19 protein-coding genes are annotated in these 18099 nt (G+C 44.2%); all 19 read left to right on the top strand.

Annotation, left to right across the window (positions count from 1 at the left end; all coding sequences use genetic code 11):
- Window positions 1-3: 3 nt before the first annotated feature.
- The 19 genes from fliM to ACXAC1_RS02845 all read left to right on the top strand — a co-directional run bounded on the left by fliM (window position 4) and on the right by ACXAC1_RS02845 (window position 18098).
- On the top strand, window positions 4-975 hold the full coding sequence (fliM, locus tag ACXAC1_RS02935) for a flagellar motor switch protein FliM (protein WP_133562598.1): 972 nt from the start codon (window positions 4-6) through the stop codon (window positions 973-975).
- A 9-nt stretch (window positions 976-984) separates the two neighbouring features.
- Window positions 985-1449, top strand: coding sequence for a flagellar motor switch protein FliN (gene fliN, locus ACXAC1_RS02930; protein ID WP_133562600.1), 465 nt, complete (start codon window positions 985-987; stop codon window positions 1447-1449).
- An 8-nt stretch (window positions 1450-1457) separates the two neighbouring features.
- A complete protein-coding gene (gene fliO, locus ACXAC1_RS02925; protein WP_133562602.1) occupies window positions 1458-1844 on the top strand; it encodes a flagellar biosynthetic protein FliO in 387 nt (128 codons plus the stop codon).
- Window positions 1834-2589: a flagellar type III secretion system pore protein FliP gene (gene fliP / locus ACXAC1_RS02920; RefSeq protein WP_475058555.1), complete on the top strand. Its 756-nt coding sequence runs from the start codon at window positions 1834-1836 to the stop codon at window positions 2587-2589. The genes fliO and fliP overlap by 11 nt, the downstream gene beginning before the upstream one ends.
- Window positions 2590-2591: 2 nt before the next feature.
- Window positions 2592-2861: a flagellar biosynthesis protein FliQ gene (gene fliQ, locus ACXAC1_RS02915; protein WP_133562604.1), complete on the top strand. Its 270-nt coding sequence runs from the start codon at window positions 2592-2594 to the stop codon at window positions 2859-2861.
- A 26-nt stretch (window positions 2862-2887) separates the two neighbouring features.
- Window positions 2888-3643: a flagellar biosynthetic protein FliR gene (gene fliR, locus ACXAC1_RS02910; protein ID WP_475058553.1), complete on the top strand. Its 756-nt coding sequence runs from the start codon at window positions 2888-2890 to the stop codon at window positions 3641-3643.
- Window positions 3636-4772 carry a flagellar biosynthesis protein FlhB gene (gene flhB, locus ACXAC1_RS02905; RefSeq protein WP_475058551.1) on the top strand — a complete coding sequence of 379 codons (1137 nt, stop codon included), beginning with the start codon at window positions 3636-3638 and terminating at the stop codon, window positions 4770-4772. The genes fliR and flhB overlap by 8 nt, the downstream gene beginning before the upstream one ends.
- Window positions 4773-4795: 23 nt before the next feature.
- Window positions 4796-6922, top strand: a complete 2127-nt coding sequence (gene flhA / locus ACXAC1_RS02900; RefSeq protein WP_475058549.1) for a flagellar biosynthesis protein FlhA — start codon at window positions 4796-4798, stop codon at window positions 6920-6922.
- Between the two features lie 127 nt (window positions 6923-7049).
- Window positions 7050-8354, top strand: coding sequence for a flagellar biosynthesis protein FlhF (gene flhF / locus ACXAC1_RS02895; protein WP_475058546.1), 1305 nt, complete (start codon window positions 7050-7052; stop codon window positions 8352-8354).
- A 122-nt stretch (window positions 8355-8476) separates the two neighbouring features.
- A complete protein-coding gene (locus tag ACXAC1_RS02890; protein ID WP_475058543.1) occupies window positions 8477-9196 on the top strand; it encodes an RNA polymerase sigma factor FliA in 720 nt (239 codons plus the stop codon).
- A 58-nt stretch (window positions 9197-9254) separates the two neighbouring features.
- Window positions 9255-9635 carry a chemotaxis response regulator CheY gene (locus ACXAC1_RS02885; protein ID WP_425324508.1) on the top strand — a complete coding sequence of 127 codons (381 nt, stop codon included), beginning with the start codon at window positions 9255-9257 and terminating at the stop codon, window positions 9633-9635.
- A gap of 9 nt (window positions 9636-9644) precedes the next feature.
- Entirely contained in the window at window positions 9645-10439 is a 795-nt protein-coding gene (locus ACXAC1_RS02880) for a protein phosphatase CheZ (protein ID WP_475058541.1), read from the top strand.
- Window positions 10440-10454: 15 nt separating this feature from the next.
- Window positions 10455-12797, top strand: coding sequence for a chemotaxis protein CheA (locus ACXAC1_RS02875; RefSeq protein ID WP_475058539.1), 2343 nt, complete (start codon window positions 10455-10457; stop codon window positions 12795-12797).
- A gap of 21 nt (window positions 12798-12818) precedes the next feature.
- Window positions 12819-13889, top strand: a complete 1071-nt coding sequence (locus ACXAC1_RS02870) for a protein-glutamate methylesterase/protein-glutamine glutaminase (RefSeq protein ID WP_475058537.1) — start codon at window positions 12819-12821, stop codon at window positions 13887-13889.
- Window positions 13889-14626: a flagellar motor protein gene (locus ACXAC1_RS02865; RefSeq protein WP_475058535.1), complete on the top strand. Its 738-nt coding sequence runs from the start codon at window positions 13889-13891 to the stop codon at window positions 14624-14626. The genes ACXAC1_RS02870 and ACXAC1_RS02865 overlap by 1 nt, the downstream gene beginning before the upstream one ends.
- Entirely contained in the window at window positions 14619-15434 is an 816-nt protein-coding gene (locus tag ACXAC1_RS02860; protein ID WP_475058533.1) for a flagellar motor protein MotB, read from the top strand. Before ACXAC1_RS02865 ends, ACXAC1_RS02860 begins: the two co-directional genes overlap by 8 nt.
- Before the next feature lie 69 nt (window positions 15435-15503).
- Entirely contained in the window at window positions 15504-16277 is a 774-nt protein-coding gene (locus ACXAC1_RS02855; protein WP_475058530.1) for a ParA family protein, read from the top strand.
- A gap of 2 nt (window positions 16278-16279) precedes the next feature.
- On the top strand, window positions 16280-17587 hold the full coding sequence (locus ACXAC1_RS02850; RefSeq protein ID WP_475058528.1) for a chemotaxis protein CheW: 1308 nt from the start codon (window positions 16280-16282) through the stop codon (window positions 17585-17587).
- A gap of 16 nt (window positions 17588-17603) precedes the next feature.
- Window positions 17604-18098: a chemotaxis protein CheW gene (locus ACXAC1_RS02845; RefSeq protein ID WP_475058526.1), complete on the top strand. Its 495-nt coding sequence runs from the start codon at window positions 17604-17606 to the stop codon at window positions 18096-18098.
- Window position 18099: the final 1 nt, after the last annotated feature.

Below are 18099 nucleotides of genomic sequence, written 5' to 3'. Positions count from 1 at the left end.
CATATGGCTGCACAAGATCTCTTATCTCAGGACGAAATTGATGCACTCTTGCATGGGGCCGATGATAAGCCAGATGCGGACGATAATGCCGACGCAGGTGGCATTTCTTCGTATGATATTACCAGCCAAGAAAGGATTGTGCGTGGGCGAATGCCCACGTTGGAAATGATTAATGAGCGTTTTGCTCGTTATACGCGAATTAGTCTCTTTAATTTGCTGCGACGTACCGCAGATGTTTCCTCCGGCGGACTTCAGATAATGAAATTCGGGGAGTACGTTCATACCCTATATGTTCCAACCAGCCTTAACTTAGTCAAATTTCGTCCTTTGCGAAGCACTGCTTTGTTCATTTTGGATGCGAAATTAGTATTTAAGTTGGTGGATAACTTCTTTGGTGGTGACGGTCGTCACGCCAAGATTGAGGGACGTGAATTTACACCTACAGAAATTCGTATAGTGCAGTTGATGCTTGAGCAAGTTTTCGTCGACTTAACAGAAGCTTGGGCGCCTGTGCTTAAAGTCGATCTGGAGTACATCAGCTCTGAAGTAAACCCCGCAATGGCTAATATCGTAAGCCCTAGCGAAGTTGTAGTAGTGTCGACATTCCACATTGAACTAGATGGTGGTGGTGGAGAGCTTCATATTACCTTGCCATATTCCATGATCGAGCCTGTGCGAGAGTTGCTCGATGCGGGGGTGCAAAGTGATGTGGACGAGAAGGACGAGCGTTGGGGGAAATCTCTAGAGCAAGATGTTCGTGAACTAGACGTAAAGCTGCAAGTCAATGTGTTGAACAAGAAAGTGCGCCTTGGTGATGTTATGAAGTTCAAGGCTGGTGATATTTTACCTATTGAAATGCCTGAGCTGGTAACAGTAAGAGCCAACAATGTGCCAACATTCAAAGGCAAGTTGGGGGTCAGCAATGGCCGGTATGCAGTTGAAATGATAGAAAGTTGTAAAACTACAAAGAGTTAGGTCAGAAGTATGGCAGAAGAAACAAATCCAGATGCAGAAGGCATGGATGAAGATTTAGCGGACGAGTGGGCTGCGGCTATGTCCGAAGCAGGGGAAAGCGAGTCTGGAGAGTCCGGTGAAGGATTGGATGATGAGTGGGCGGCTGCTATGTCTGAGCAGGACGTTAAGCCTGTTGAATTAGACCAGTTGGGCTCCTCTACAGGTGGTGTTTTGAGTTCAGATATGGACTTGATTATGGATATACCTGTGACCTTATCCATGGAGCTTGGTAATACAGAAATCGCTATTCGTAACCTTTTGCAGCTGACACAGGGCTCCGTAGTTGAACTGGACCGTTTTGCTGGTGAACCGCTTGATGTGCTTGTAAATGGCACCTTGATCGCTCATGGTGAGGTGGTTGTCGTAAACGATAAATACGGCATCCGTTTAACCGATGTGGTTAGCCCTAGTGAACGTATAAAGCGCTTGAAATAGAGAGAGCGATGCTTCAATTATTTCTCCTGATCAGCGGCAGTATTATTTCATTGCACAGTGCCGCATCTCCCTATGAGGGCGGCTTGCAAATGGCAGATGCTTCATCAATCTGGCGTTTGTTCTTTGCTTTGGCATTTCTGATTGTGCTGATTCCCTTGGTTATATTTGGTCTTAAAAGGCTGCAAGGGCTACAGCACAAATTTTCTAAGTCCGAAATTCAAGTTATTGCTTCTCAATCCATCGGAACTAAAGAACGATTGTTGTTAATTGAAGTGCAAGGAAAGCGTTTATTGATAGGCGCAACATCGAACTCGATTACTTGTTTAAGGGAGTTTGATAATCGAGGCGATCAATTCGCAGAATTGATGAGTGAACAGTTATCCGATGATAAATAAGCGTCTAGTTTTTTCTTTCTTTTTTCTGATATTCAGTTGCTTGCCAGCCATTGTAAGTGCTGAGCCAGGTTTGCCAGCAGTGACTGTGACAACAAATCCTGATGGCAGTCAGGAATACACGGTGACGTTACAGATCCTTTTCATGATGACGGCGCTGACGCTGCTTCCAGCGGCACTCATCATGATGACATCGTTCACACGTATTATTATCGTGTTGTCGATACTGCGCCAAGCAATTGGTTTGCAGCAATCCCCTTCCAATCAGATTCTGCTTGGTATGGCTTTGTTTCTAACACTTTTTATCATGACGCCAACTCTTGATAAGGTAAATGAACTGGCGTTACAGCCTTATCTTAATAATGAAATGACCTCTCTGCAGGCTGTTGAAGCGGCGGCACAACCGGTTAGAGAGTTTATGTTGGCTCAGACTCGTGAAGACGATGTGGCTTTATATGTAAAGCTGGCTGGAAAAGAAGGTCAAATTGATTCACTGGAAACGTTGCCATTCACAATTTTAATGCCTGCATTTGTTACCAGTGAATTGAAAACCGCATTTCAAATCGGTTTTATGCTGTTTATACCTTTCTTGATTGTGGATATGGTGGTGGCCAGTGTCTTAATGGCAATGGGTATGATGATGCTTTCTCCTATTATCATTTCATTACCTTTCAAAATAATGTTGTTTGTGATGGTGGACGGTTGGTCTATGATCATGGGGACATTAGCTGCTAGTTTCGGGATTTAATAATGGACCCTCAAGTAGTTCTTGGTTTATATGGGCAAGGCTTTTACTTGATCGTTGTGATGGTGTCCGCTGTTATGGTCCCAAGTCTTGTGGTTGGTTTGATTGTCAGTATCTTTCAAGCCGCCACGCAAATTAACGAGCAGACGCTGTCTTTTCTACCGCGTTTAATCGTTACTATCTTTGCCATAATGCACTTAGGTCCTTGGCTTCTTACAACTCTGACGGACTTCTTTAATCAACTGTTCGTCGATATCCCGATGTTGATTGGTTAATGTTGGCTTTTAATACGGACGAGCTGATGGCTCTGACGATAAGCTTCCTACTTCCTTTCTTTAGAATCGGTGCTTTTCTGATGGCCCTACCGCTTTTTGGTAGTCAGTTGGTCAGTACCAGAGTGCGACTGCTGTTTGCATTTGTGCTTGCCATTATCATCACTCCTTTAGTGCCTATGCCACAGTATGATCCGTTTTCGCCGGCTTTTGTGCTACTGATCGCAGAGCAGTTGATCATCGGTATTGTGCTAGGGTTTGTGGTGACAGTGCTGTTTCAAATCTTTTCTCTGGCTGGACAGCTTGCGGCGATGAAAGCGGGTCTTGGTTTTGCGATGTCGAATGACCCTGCTAATGGAGTTTCAGTGGCAACTATCGGTCAATACTATATGACCATGGCTGGGATTGCCTTTCTTGGTACAAATGGGCATTTGGTTATGATTGAGTACCTTGCAGAAAGCTTTGAATATTGGCCAATAGGAAGTGGGTTTGATAGTCAGCGCTATTGGGATATATTGCAGTTAGGTGGTTGGCTATTTGAGAAGGCATTGTTGGTGGTATTGCCGCTGGCGGTTGCGACTTTGATCATGAACCTATCGTTTGGCGTGGTCGCTAAGGCTTCTGCTCAATTAAACGTTTTTGCTCTAGGTTTCCCAATTATAATGATGTTTTCGCTCCTTTTTATCTGGATTATGCTACAAGACTTTCTGGATATTTATCGCTTATTTTTCCAAGAAATGACCACTTGGCTTCAGGATACATGGGGGATTCGGGTGGATGGCTGAGAACGAAGACGGCACAGAAAAAACCGAAGACGCCAGTTCCAAAAAGCTACAAGAGGCGCGTGAGAAAGGTAATGTTCCCAGATCCCGTGACTTGAGTAGCGCAGTTTTACTTGTTGTTGCTGCCGTTGCGATGTACATGGTCGGCATGCTTATCGTTGAAGATTTGATGCGTCTGTATGCATTTAACTTTTCAATCGCACGTGAAGACCTTTTTGATGTTGCCCTAATGATTCATCATTTATATGTCTCGGTGATGGCAATGGTTGACTCGTTGACGGTATTTATGACGATTGTCTCAATTGCTGGCATTGTCGGAAGTGTCGCTTTAGGCGGTTTTAACTTTTCTTGGCAAGCGGTTGCTCCAAAACTTTCAAAAATGAATCCCATTGCAGGGTTGAAGCGAATGTTTTCAGTGCAGTCTTTGGTGGAGTTGGTAAAGTCTATTCTGAAGGTGGCATTAGTCGGAGCTGCTGCAACCGCTGTATTGATGAATTACTTGCCGAGTTTGACAGGGTTAACGTTTGAAACTACTGGCACAGCGCTTAAACACACGTTAGAAATCCTTATATGGGCGTTTATATTGGTTTCCTCTTCTTTGATTATTATTGCTGCGATTGATGTGCCTTTTCAAGCATGGCAGCACAAAGATAAATTAAAGATGACTAAGCAAGAAGTAAAAGATGAATACAAGCAATCTGAAGGTGATCCTCAGGTAAAGGGGCGTATTCGTCAGTTACAACGTCAGGCGGCCATGCGGCGAATGATGTCTGATGTGCCACAAGCGGACGTTATTATCACTAACCCGACTCACTTCTCTGTAGCCTTAAAATACGATCAAGAAAAAGGTAAAGCGCCAATTATGGTAGCGAAAGGCAGTGACTTCATTGCTCTAAAGATACGAGAGATTGGCAATTACTATGATATCCCTGTGATACAATCCCCGTCGCTAACAAGGGCGGTTTACAAACATACGGAGATTGGCGAAGAAGTCCCTGAAGGTTTGTTTAAAGTAATTGCGCAATTGCTCGCTTATGTATATCAGTTGCGCTCAGCTCGAACAGGGCAGAAACCTCCAGAGCAAATGCCTGTTTTTGATGTGCCTGAAGAGTTTCAATGGAACGGAGAATGATTCTCGAATGTGTCGAGGTATAAGTGGAATTTGATCGTCAGAGAATACTAGGTCAAACCAGAGGAATACTAAGTGGCAATTTAGGTGTGCCATTTATCTTATTGGCTCTATTGGCCATGATGGTGTTGCCGCTCCCTGCTTTTTTGCTGGATGTCCTGTTTACGTTCAACATTGCCTTGGCCATCGTGGTTCTTTTGGTGGCGGTTTACTCCATGCGCCCGTTGGATTTCGCCGTATTCCCGACCATTCTATTGATCTCAACCTTAATGCGTTTGGCGCTCAACGTTGCTTCAACCCGTGTTGTATTGCTCAATGGCCATGAAGGTGGTGATGCCGCTGGTAAGGTGATTCAAGCCTTCGGTGAAGTGGTGATCGGTGGTGATTATGTTGTAGGTTTTGTTGTCTTTGCCATCTTAATGATCATCAACTTCGCCGTTGTAACGAAAGGTGCGGGTCGTATCTCTGAAGTGAGTGCTCGATTTACTTTGGATGCTATGCCAGGTAAACAAATGGCCATCGACGCAGACTTGAATGCTGGGATGATTGATGCGGACCAAGCTAAGCAACGACGTGAAGAGATTGCTGCCGAGGCCGAGTTCTACGGCTCTATGGATGGTGCATCCAAATTTGTGAAAGGTGATGCCATTGCCGGGCTTATGATTCTTGGTATTAACATCATTGGTGGTCTTGCCATTGGTATGGCTCAGCATGGTTTGTCATTTGTTGAGGCTGTACAAGTTTACTCATTGTTAACCATTGGTGATGGCTTGGTTGCTCAAATCCCATCACTTATGCTGTCGACCGCCGCTGCTATCATGGTGACTCGAGTAAATGAGTCAGGCGACATGGGGCAGCAGATTTACGGTCAAATGTTTGGCTCTAGTAAGGCTTTGTATATTGCTGCAGCCATTCTTACGGTTATGGGTATCGTCCCTGGTATGCCGCACTTCTCGTTCCTTTCTTTAGCAGCAGCGATTGCAGGTTTGGCATACTTCCTTGAATATCGTAAGAAGAATCAGGCCAAGGCTAAAACTGCCGCAAAAGGGGCTAAAAAGGGTGAGCAGGGTGCTGCTCAACCGCCAGCGGAAAGCAAGGATCTTAGTTGGGATGATGTGGCCCCAGTTGATATGTTGGGGTTAGAAGTTGGTTATCGCTTAATTCCACTGGTGGATAAAAGCCAAGGAGGAGAGTTGCTGGCGCGTATTAAAGGAGTGCGTCGTAAGCTTTCTCAAGAGCTAGGCTTTCTCGTGCCAAGTGTGCACATAAGGGATAACTTGGATCTCATGCCAAATGCGTATCGGATTACGTTGATGGGAGTGAGTCTTGCTGAAGCTGAAGTACACCCAGATAAAGAGCTGGCAATCGATCCTGGACAGGTGTTTGGCAAAATTGATGGCATTCCAGGTAAAGACCCTTCATTTGGTCTTGATGCAGTTTGGATAGACAAGAAAAAGCGAGATCAAGCGCAGACTTATGGCTACACGGTAGTGGATGTTAGTACTGTTGTGGCTACGCATATTAATCAAGTGATGCAAAAGCATGCTTATGAACTCATTGGTCATGATGAGGTGCAGCAATTACTTGGCTTATTAAAACAATACAATCCGAAGTTGGCTGAAGAGCTTGTACCAAATACGGTTCCTCTAAATGTTCTTCTGAAAGTGCTGCAAAACTTATTGCAGGAGAATGTGCCTCTGCGCGACATGCGAACTATTGCTGAAGCGATTATGGGGGTTCAACCTAAAACTCAAGATCCGATGATATTGACGACGGCTGTCAGGACGTCATTAGCGCGTATGATCATGCAGTCTTTAGCTGAAGGAGTGGATGAAGTGCCTGTGATGACCTTGGATCCTCAGTTAGAAAAGATGTTGATGCAGACCGTTCAGCAAAGTCAGCAGTCAGGGATTAAGAATGAAGAAGCTTTAATTCTAGAGCCGCAAATGGCTGAGCAATTGCAAAAATCGTTTCGTGATCATGCAGAGCAACAGGAAGCTATGGGGAATGCGCCGATTCTTATTGTTTCAGCTCCGATTCGCCCAATGTTAGCTCGGTTTATGCGTTATGGTGGTGTGGGTATGTCTGTTCTATCCTACCAAGAAGTGCCTGACAATAAGCGCGTGACAGTGGTAGCTGTGATTGGTCAGTAAAAAAGGAAAGTCGTTGATTTTCGAGCTATATTTATCAAAACCTTTCGGGTAAGCTATGGATTTGTATGCATAAATAGACTTAAAGGACTGGTATTCAATGCAGTATAGGCGGTTTCGAGCTCCTGATATGCAAAAGGCGATACGTAAGATTCGTGACGCTGTAGGGCCTGATGCTGTCATTATGTCTAACAAAAGACTTCCTAGCGGAGAAGTCGAGATAGTTATTGCAATTGACTACGATGGCTCCTTGACTCCGACGCAACCCCAAAAGTCAAAGCATTCTTCAGATTCCGCTAAATATGCCCCCCCCGGAGAACCGAGTGCTTCTTATCAAGAACGAATAGAGCAGGCTCGTAACATGGGAACTTCTCCAAAAAAAGGAGAAGCCTACGAGGTCATTGAGGAGCCTAAAACGCAGGTATCGAAAAACCCATATATAGATATGGAAGATGGATATGCGCGTGAAGACGTAGAACAACCCATTCAAGAAAATTTATCTATAAAAAGCCGCATGGATGATAGGCCCTCTCCAGATGAAGAGAAGCTTCGCTCGATGGAAAAAGAACTCGAGCAAGTAAGACGGCTACTTGAACAATCTCAAGAAATTAAGGCTTCTTCAGAGCCTAATAGAGTGTCACCGGATCATAGGTTGCAACGTCAACTTGCTACCTTGGGGCTGTCTGACAACGTTATTGAAAAAATAATTTCAGACCTGTCGTTGACAGGACGAGAAGAGGATTGGAAGAGAGCATTATCACATCTGGCGGACAGTATTCCGATTCGTTCAAGTGGAGACGCTTTTCAAGGTTGCATTGCTTTTATGGGGCCGACCGGTGTAGGTAAGACGACGACAATAGGCAAAATCGCCGCTCAATATGTTCTTAAATATGGCTCTGATCGTGTCGTTTTAGTTACCACAGACACGTATCGAATTGCGGCCCATGAACAGCTTAGAACATTTGGGAGAATTCTTAACGTCCCTGTCGAAGTTGTAAACGAGTTCACCGACTTGAATGAAGTATTGGACAAATATGCTGATTACTCTTTGGTATTGGTTGATACGGCAGGAATGAATCCTAGAGACCGTAATTTAGACAGACAACTGGCTATGATGAGGCGTGCTCGAGGCTACCTCAAGAAATTACTAGTTTTGCCTTGCACTAGCCAAAGACAAGTACTGAAAACTGTTGTAGATGTCTATTCAAAAATTCAACTAGATGGTTGTGTATTAAGTAAGCTTGATGAGTCTGCTTCATTAGGTGAGGCGATTAGTGTCGTTATTGAAGAAGGCTTGCCAGTTATGTATGTTGCTGATGGACAGAGAATACCGGATGATATTGAACCTGCTCGAGCGCATAACTTAATCAGTCGAGCTGTGTATACAGCGGAGCAGTTTGGCCAGTTGTACGGGGCACTGAAATATGGGAGTTAGTAAAATTATGTTATTTGGCAGAGCGTTGAGATTAACTATATAGTACATTTAGGATCAAGGTGCTTATATACCGCCTACGATAAAACTCTTTTAGCGTATAGCAACGCATAGATGGATGTAGCATGTACACAAAAAAGGCGACGTTATCGATAGATGCGATTGTGCTGAAATATGACTTTTTAGTGAAAAAAATTGCCTATCATTTATTAGCCCGTTTACCAAGCAGCGTTGATATAGATGATTTGATTCAAGCTGGCATGATGGGGCTGATAGAAGCGTACAAAAGATTTGAATCAACTAAGGGAGCATCATTCGAGACTTACGCTGGTATCCGAATTCGTGGTGCTATGATGGATGAAGTCCGAAAGAGCGACTGGGCTCCCCGATCTGTGAGAAGAAACAGTAGAGCTGTTACCACTGCTATCAGAGAAGTGGAAGCAGAAAGTGGCCGTGAAGCAACAGATATAGAAGTTGCGGCTCATATGGGTATAAGTATTGACGAGTATCATGAAATCCTACATTCGTCGATGTCTACCCAGTTGTTTAGCTACGAAGAGATGTTAGAAAGTGAGCATGGCAGCCACGAGCTTGATATTAAAGTAGAAGGAGAGACTGGTCAGCCAGATCAGATGGTTGAAGAAGTTGGTTTCCAAGCTCATTTAGCTCAAGAAATTGATAAGCTTCCAGAGAGAGAAAAGCTGGTGCTTTCTCTTTACTATAATGACGAGCTAAACTTAAAAGAGATAGGCGCTGTACTAGGCGTGAGTGAATCAAGAGTCAGTCAGATACACAGTCAAGCGGCTATTCGGCTTCGTTCTCGATTAAGTGACTGGCAGAATTAATTTTGAATAATAGAAATGACTTTACCTAAGGGTTGTGGAGGTTGCATTGGATAAAAATATGAAAATCCTGATTGTTGATGATTTCTCGACGATGAGACGAATCATCAAAAATCTTCTCAGGGATTTAGGGTTTACCAATACAGTCGAAGCAGATGATGGAACGACTGCGCTACCTATTCTGCAAACTGGCACAATTGACTTTCTTGTGACTGATTGGAATATGCCTGGTATGACTGGTATTGAGTTACTTCGTGCTGTTCGGGCAGATGAAAAGCTTAAAACGATTCCTGTGTTGATGGTAACAGCTGAGGCGAAACGCGATCAGATTATTGCCGCAGCGCAAGCAGGTGTAAATGGTTATGTGGTTAAACCATTTACTGCGGTTGCTCTAAAGGAAAAAATCGAGAAGATATTCGAACGAATTGATTCTGCAAAGTAGAGGTTGTAAATGTCTATTGAAAACGAGTCAAAAATGGGTGAGTTCGAGACGGTTGTGAAAGACGGCGCTGTTGATCTGCTAAATAAGCTCGAAGTTGGAGACTTTAGTGGTGCAATAAAGATCATCCAAGAATTAAGTGAGGCTCGCCACAAAAGCTTTTATAACGAGGTGGGTTATTTGACCCGCAGTTTGCATGATGCGATTCGAGATTTTCAGATCGACTCAATGGATATGATGATCCAGGGTGGAGTCTCCGAGGAAGATGCTAGTTCGCGAATAACTGATGCTTCTGATAGATTGAACTATGTTATCGAAATGACCAGTTCGGCCGCTAACAAAACTATGGATATGGTCGATAGTAGTGTTCCTGTAGCCAGCGAGCTGCAAATGCAAGCAAGAGAATTACATAAAGATTGGAATCGTTTAATAAAACGAGATTTAACACCTCAAGAGTTCCGTGATTTATATAAGCGGATTGATGTGTTTTTGAAGTATACGGATGAAAGTGCAACAACCTTACATACTAATCTAAACACAATTTTACTTGAACAGGGTTATCAAGACCTAACTGGACAAGTTATTACACGAGTTAACGAACTGATACGTGACGTAGAGGAGCGATTAGTTCATCTTGTATCGGTAGCGGGTCGCGTAGACAGTATTTCTGGTATGGAACACGAGTCAGAAACTAAAGAGCGTGATGACGACCGTGGTCACGGGCCAGCAATCAATAAAAATGATAACCCTGAAGTACTGAATAACCAAGATGAAGTTGATGACCTTCTATCGAGTCTTGGTTTTTAAGAGGAGCTGCGGCGGATGAGTTTCGAAGTCGATGAAGAAATTCTACAGGATTTTTTAGTAGAAGCTGGAGAAATCCTGGAACAGCTCTCAGAGCAATTGGTAGATTTGGAGCAGAACCCAGAAGATACGGCATTACTTAACGCTATCTTTCGTGGCTTCCACACAGTTAAAGGTGGAGCGGGCTTCCTTCAACTGACAGCCCTAGTTGATTGCTGTCACTATGCAGAAAACGTATTCGATATTCTGCGCAATCACCAGCGAAAAGTTGACTCTGAGTTAATGGATGTAGTGCTGCAAGCGCTAGATGCTGTGAATGAAATGTTCGAAACCGTCAGAGCTGGTGGTGAACCAGAGCCTGCAGATCCTCAAATTATTGAATCTCTTAGTTATTATGCTAAGCCACCTTCCGATGATGAAGAAGGTGAAGAAGAGTATGATGAAGAAGATGAGACTGAGCAAGAGTCTATCGAAGAGGAAACTGTTGCAGCAAGCGGCCCTGAGATAGAATCTCAGGCATCTCCAGAAAATGCTTCAGAATCACATGATGACATTTCAGATGATGAGTTTGAATCTCTCCTAAGCGCATTAGGTTCCTCTGATGGAGCAGACAAAGAAGCTGAAGCTAATAGTTCAGAGCCTGATTCGGATGATATTACCGAAGATGAGTTTGACGCCCTGTTAGATCAGTTGCATGGCAGTAGCGCTCCAGGAATGGAAAAGGGCTCATCTGCCGATAAAGAGCCTGCTCCTGTGTCTTCAAGTGAACCTGAATCAGATGATATCACAGAAGATGAATTCGAGGCATTGCTTGATCAGCTTCATGGTAGTGCTGCACCTGGTGTTAGCGATGAAGAACCTTCAAAAGATGAATCAGTCAAAGCTGATGACAAAGCTGAAACGCCTCAAGAGCCTAGTTCAGCAGAGTCTGACTTAATTACGGAAGATGAGTTTGAGCAACTGCTTGATAGTTTGCATGGTAAAGGCCAAGGGCCTAACAACGCAAATGAGGAGCAAGAGCCTGTAAAAGAGCAAGCTAAGCCAGAACCTGCTGCGAAAGCTGAGCAGCCGGAGAAGAAAGCTTCTAAGCCGAAGCCGAAAGCTAAGCCAGCGCCCAAAAAACCAGCTGCGCCTAAACCTAAACCGGATTCAGAACCGGAAAGCAAAGAAAAGTCTCAGAATGCCCCCGTAGTACAAGAAACTACAGTTCGTGTAGACACTAAACGACTTGATGACATCATGAACATGGTGGGTGAGTTGGTTCTAGTGAGAAACCGTTTAGTTCGACTTGGCTTACAAAGTGATGATGAGTCAATGGGGAAAGCTGTTGCAAACTTGGATGTTGTGACGGGGGATTTGCAAAATGCTGTAATGAAGACACGCATGCAACCGATCAAAAAAGTATTTGGTCGTTTCCCTCGTGTTGTACGAGACCTTGCTCGTAACTTGAAAAAAGAAGTGAACCTTGAGCTCCGCGGTGAAGATACCGACTTGGATAAAAACTTGGTTGAAGCCCTTGCCGATCCATTGGTTCACTTAGTGCGAAACTCAGTTGACCATGGTATCGAAGCACCCGATGTGCGTGAAGCAAAAGGCAAACCTCGTGTAGGTCACGTCATCCTATCAGCCGAGCAAGAAGGCGATCATATTCTATTGTCTATTGATGACGATGGTGCCGGTATGGATGCTGATGTCTTGCGTCGTAAGGCCGTTGAAAAAGGCTTGATGGATACGGATACTGCCGAGCGTTTATCTGATGAAGAAGCGTTTAATTTAATCTTTGCACCGGGTTTCTCTACAAAAGTAGAGATTACTGATGTGTCAGGACGTGGTGTAGGTATGGATGTTGTGAAAACTAAAATTTCACAACTCAATGGTACCCTCGATATTAAGTCAGTGTTAGGGCAAGGCTCGCGTTTTAGTATCAAAGTTCCGCTAACCCTAGCTATTATGCCGACGCTTATGGTCATGCTTAACGACCAAGCATTTGCTTTCCCCTTAGTGAGTGTGAATGAAATTTTCCACTTAAACCTTAAGAAAACAAATGTCGTTGATGGGCAGCAAGTGGTCGTAATACGCGGTAAGACTTTACCGATATTCCATCTTAAGAACTGGTTGATCAAAGGTGCAGCATTTGATGAGAAGCCAGCTGAAGCCCATGTTGTTGTCGTACAGGTTGGCATGAATGAGGTTGGTTTTGTCGTTGATCAGCTTGTGGGTCAAGAAGAGGTGGTGATCAAGCCGCTTGGTCGGATGCTGCAAGGTACCCCGGGTATGGCGGGCGCCACAATTACCGGCGATGGACGAATTGCCATCATCCTTGATGTACCAAGCATGCTTAAATCGTATGCTTCGCGCTAGTCTGGTTACAGGAGTTTTATTATGCCAGTGAAGGTGCTGGTCGTTGATGATTCGGGGTTCTTCCGCCGTCGATTGGTTGAGATTTTCAGTGCCGACCCAAGACTACAAGTGGTTGGTACGGCTAACAATGGTAAAGAAGCAGTTGATAAAGTGGCTGCATTATCTCCTGATGTGGTGACGATGGACTATGAAATGCCTGTTCTAGATGGCATTTCTGCTGTATCAGAGATCATGAAGCGCAAACCCACGCCTGTTTTGATGTTCTCTTCTCTGACCCATGAAGGGGCGAGGGTAACGTTAGATGCGCTAGAGGCGGGTGCTGTCGACTTTATGCCGAAGAACTTTGAGGACATCTCTCGAGATTCTGCGGTGGTAAAGCATGCATTAGTTGATCGAGTGCTTACGGTTGCACGTACTCGATTAGGGGGGAATGCTAAACCTGTCGCTCGGGCTGCAACAAAGGTCGCTCCGCGCCCTATAGTAGTGGACAATGATCGTGGTGTCATTATTCCTAGAGCTCGTAAGAAAGTGAGCCTCGTTGCAATAGGTACCTCAACTGGAGGTCCAATGGCATTGCAAGCAGTGTTATCAAAACTGCCTAAAAATTTCCCTGTCCCCCTCGTGCTGGTGCAGCATATGCCTGCTGCTTTTACTCATGCTTTTGCTGATCGACTGAATAATATTTGTCATATAAAGGTTAAAGAAGCTGAGGATGGCGATAAGCTTATTCCTGGTGTGGCTTTACTGGCTCCTGGTGGAAAGCAAATGATGGTTGATCCTCGTAATGGGGGTTGCGTTCGAATCCTGGAAGGTGATGAGCGTTTAAACTATAAACCATCTGTTGATGTCACCTTTGGTTCTGCGTCTAAGTGCTACCCTGGAAAAGTATTATCGATTGTTATGACAGGAATGGGAGCTGACGGTCGAGAAGGTGCTCGCATGTTAAAAAATTCTGGTTCAAGAGTATGGATTCAGAGTGAAGATTCCTGTGTTATTTATGGTATGCCGCAAGCAGTAGAAAAAGCAGACTTGGCTGATGATGTGATTCATCTTGATCATATTGGTGAGCGTATCGTTAAAGAGGTGGGTTAGTGGATTTGCTGACGCTGGCAGGTTTGGTGGTTGCTTTTGCTTCAGTTTTTCTTGCTAATTGGCTTGGCGGAGGGGAGATAGTCCTGCTCATTAACCTTCCTTCGGCAATTATTGTCATTGTTGGAAGTCTCGGAGCTACACTGGCTCAGAGTACTCTAACTGAGTCGATAGCTGCGCTAAGGCTATTAAAATGGTCTATTCTTCCTCCCATATTTGATTTATCCGGTAATCGTCAAACCATCAATCTTCTTGCTCATAAAGCCAGGAGATTTTCAGTCATTGCTCTCGAAAATGATGTTAAAGCGTTAAATAATGACTTCGCTATACGTGCTTTGCAAATGGCTGTGGACGGTGCTGATCCTGAGCTTCTTTATGAACGACTTCATGATGAAGCTGAAAGGATTCGTGAGAAGCGTGGTCATTGTATTGCCTTCCTAGAATCGATTGGAGGCTATGCCCCTACTCTTGGTATTATGGGGTCCGTTCTAGGGTTGATACAAGCAATGGCGAATCTAGACAGCCCAGAGGCATTAGGTCATGGTATTGCTGTAGCGTTTGTTTCGACATTGTACGGACAAGGTTTTGCGAACTTAGTTGTGTTCCCGATTTCTAGGAAGTTATACCGCTATGCAGACCAAGAACTTTTAAATAACCAGATGTTTATTGATGGTATTCACGGAATAGCTACAGGAAAGCACCCACAACGTTTAGATTTGGAGCTAAGCGGCTATGAGTGAAAGGTCTCGTAGACGTCGTTCGAAGCGAAGAGGTAGAGACCAGGAAGCACCTCATCATGACCGTTGGGTTCTATCTTATGCGGATTTCATTACTCTCTTATTTGCTTTCTTTGTAGCGTTATACTCTATCACTTTAAAGGATGCGGGGGATGAGAAAGTGCTTAGTGAAACGCTGAACGGTGTTTTTGATGCAGTACAAAAATCCATTAAACCGATAAATGTAGGGGAGCCTGTGCTTGGGCAACCTGAAAGTGAGCGTTTACTAGAAGTGGTTCCTCAAGACGAGTCGGAAGCAGATAATCAGCCTGGGGAAGTAGAGGGCAGGAGCCCACTATATGATGCGTTGAGTCAGTCTATCAATACGCAGTTTCCTACCTTGCAATCTGATGGGCAGGTGTCTATTACTGAAGATGTCAATTGGATTACCTTAGATATGAAAGCAGCCTTAGTGTTTGGCAAAGGTGATTTTGAGCTAACCAATGAAGCGGTTGCTTTATTAATCGTAGTGTCTAATATTTTACGTTCTTATCCTGCTCCAATTATGGTACTGGGTAATACTGATGACATGCCAATTAACTCATCTCGAATCCCCTCTAACTGGCATTTGTCTAGTTTGCGAGCCGCTTCGGTAGTGGATGAATTGGTTTATCGAGGCATTGATCCTAAGTTGTTAGCACCCGTAGGGTTTTCCAGTGAAAATCCTCAAGTCAGAAATACGAATGATTTTGCACGAGAACAAAACCGTCGCGTAACGTTAAAAATCAGTAAACGCAGAGGTGATAACCTTTACGATTACTTGTTTAACTAGTCCGTAAATGTATATGATTAAAGCGTAGATAAATAAGTAAATTTCTTGCATGGCAACTAAGGGGTCGGTGTGCACATTTGGGCGGTGGCGAATCAAAAAGGGGGCGTGGGTAAAACCACAACCGTGGTGAGTTTATCTGGGTTATTAGCAGATGCTGGCCATCGTGTACTGATGATAGATTTGGATCCACATGGCTCCTTAACTAGCTATTTTCGCTTTGATCCTGACTCGATTGAACACAGTGCTTACGATCTATTCCAAGTTGCGGGAAAAATCCCCGAAGAGTTGCCGCGCTCTTTAATCCTAGAGACCGGCCATCCAAACCTTTCACTTATGCCTGCATCGACAGCACTCGCTACGCTTGAGAGGCATGCACAGGCCCAAGGTGGTATGGGATTAGTCATCTCGAAAACCTTGGCTATTCTTTGGGATGACTACGATTATGTTCTGATCGATAGCCCGCCAGTATTAGGGGTGTTAATGATTAATGCGCTGGCAGCTTGTCAGCAGCTTGTTATACCCGTGCAAACGGAGTTTCTTGCTATCAAAGGTTTGGAGCGAATGATTAGAACTCTGACTATGATTAACAGAGCTCGTAAGCGACCTGTTCCTTACACGATTGTACCGACGTTATATGATCGTCGAACTCAAGCGTCTAACAAAAGTTTGCGGAATTTGAAGGAACTGTATGAAGAAGCTGTGTGGCACTCAGTGATTCCTGTGGACACCAAACTTCGCGATGCAAGTACTGCCGGAGTGGCTCCTTCTGCTCTCGATGCTAATGCACGTGGTGTTAAGGCGTACTCCAGTTTGATGGATACATTGCTAAATCCATCCGGTTAATCATGATGAAAGATACGAAAACCAAAGACCAGACATTGAATGGACCTCAGCAGGCTCTTCAAAGTTATCTGAATGAGCTCCTTCAGGAGACTACATTTCCCACAGAGTCTTCCTCGGCTGTAGGTGCTGAACAGGAGAGTGCTGAGCTTGAAGCTGCAAGTTTAGAAAAGACTGAAGTAGCAGATGTTGAGCTGGAAATTGAGGCTGAAATTCTCAATATTGATGCTGTTGATGAAAGTGACCAAGAAGAGTTGGTAGAACAACCATTAACTTCTAGTGAGGCTTTTGATGAGACGTCCTACAACATCGAGGCAACGACTAATGATGAGTTGGACTATTCTGCGTTGGATGCTTCCTTCGCTGATTTTGAAACAGCCATTCAAACACTTCAGGCTGAGTATGAGCCAACTGTAGCGTCTTCACCGACTTTAAATACCTGGGACATTGAAGCAAATCTTGCGTCGATAGAAGAACAGCCAGAATCCTCTGAGACTGAGACTGAGACTGAGACTGAGACTGAGACTGAGACTGAGACTGAGACTGAGACTGAGACTGAGACTGAGACTGAGACTGAGACTGAGACTGAGACTGAGACTGAGACTGAGACTGAGACTGAGGAAGAGTTTGACCTTGAAAAGGCCTTTGCTGAAGTAGCAGAACATGAAGCTCAGGCAGAACAGGATATTAAGGTGAATGAGGCTTCTTTAATTGATTTAGAGGAGGCAGCCTTAGCAGAACCAGAACCAGAACCAGAACCAGAACCAGAACTAACAGATAGTGCTCTTGTGACGGCTGCAGAGGAGCCTCAGCCCTCGAAATATGTTTCTAAGACAGAGCCATTGCCATGGGCCAAAAGTCGTTTTGAATGTCTTCTATTTTATGTGGGGGGCTTAAAAATGGCGGTTCCGTTAGTTGAGTTAGGTGGGATCTATCAATCACACGAAGATAAGTTGACTGAAATATTTGGCCAACCAAAATGGTTTATGGGGATGGCTAACGTCGGAGAGGGTAATCTTCGTACTGTGGATACAGCTAGATGGGTTATGCCAGACCACTATGAAGGTGAGCTTAAAGACCATTTCAAATTTGTTATCCAGTTAGATCGCTCTGACTGGGGTCTTGCCTGTGAAAAAGTGGCGGAAGCGATTTCTTTAGAACCTTCTCAAGTAAAGTGGCGCTCAGATAGAAGTCGACGTCCATGGTTGGCAGGTACAGTAATTGATCATATGTGCGCTATATTAGATGTACAGGGATTTATTGAATTACTCGAAGATCCTGAGAATGGTTTTCGTAAACATTTAAAAGATTAGACTTGCGGAGGTTGCGATGTCGACAAGTGTTGCTTTGAAAAAAGAAGTAAAAGAAAACGATGATCCAATGCTGCAGTGGGTAACATTCCGCCTTGAGAATGAAATTTACGGCATCAATGTTATGCAAGTGAAAGAGGTTCTACGTTATTCTGAAATTGCGCCGGTACCAGGAGCTCCTACCTTTGTATTAGGCATTATCCATTTGCGTGGGACCGTTGTAACCGTAATCGATACCTGTCAGCGCTTTGGTCTGATGTCAGGTGAGATAACTGATTCAACACGCATTATGATTGTTGAAGTTGAAGGACATGTGATAGGTATTTTGGTGGATGCCGTATCAGAAGTCGTGTACTTAAGACAGTCTGAAATTGAAGTGTCACCAAGTGTTGGTAACGATGAGTCTTCTAAGTTTATTCAAGGTGTTTGTCATAAGAATGATACTTTGTTGATTTTAGTGGATTTAGATAAAATGTTATCAGAAGACGAGTGGAGCGAAATTGGTTCCTTATAAA

Source organism: Marinomonas sp. AWM4_232 (assembly GCF_056158325.1).
Note: the sequence above shows the minus strand (reverse complement) of the source record. Positions and strands in the feature narration are given on the sequence as shown.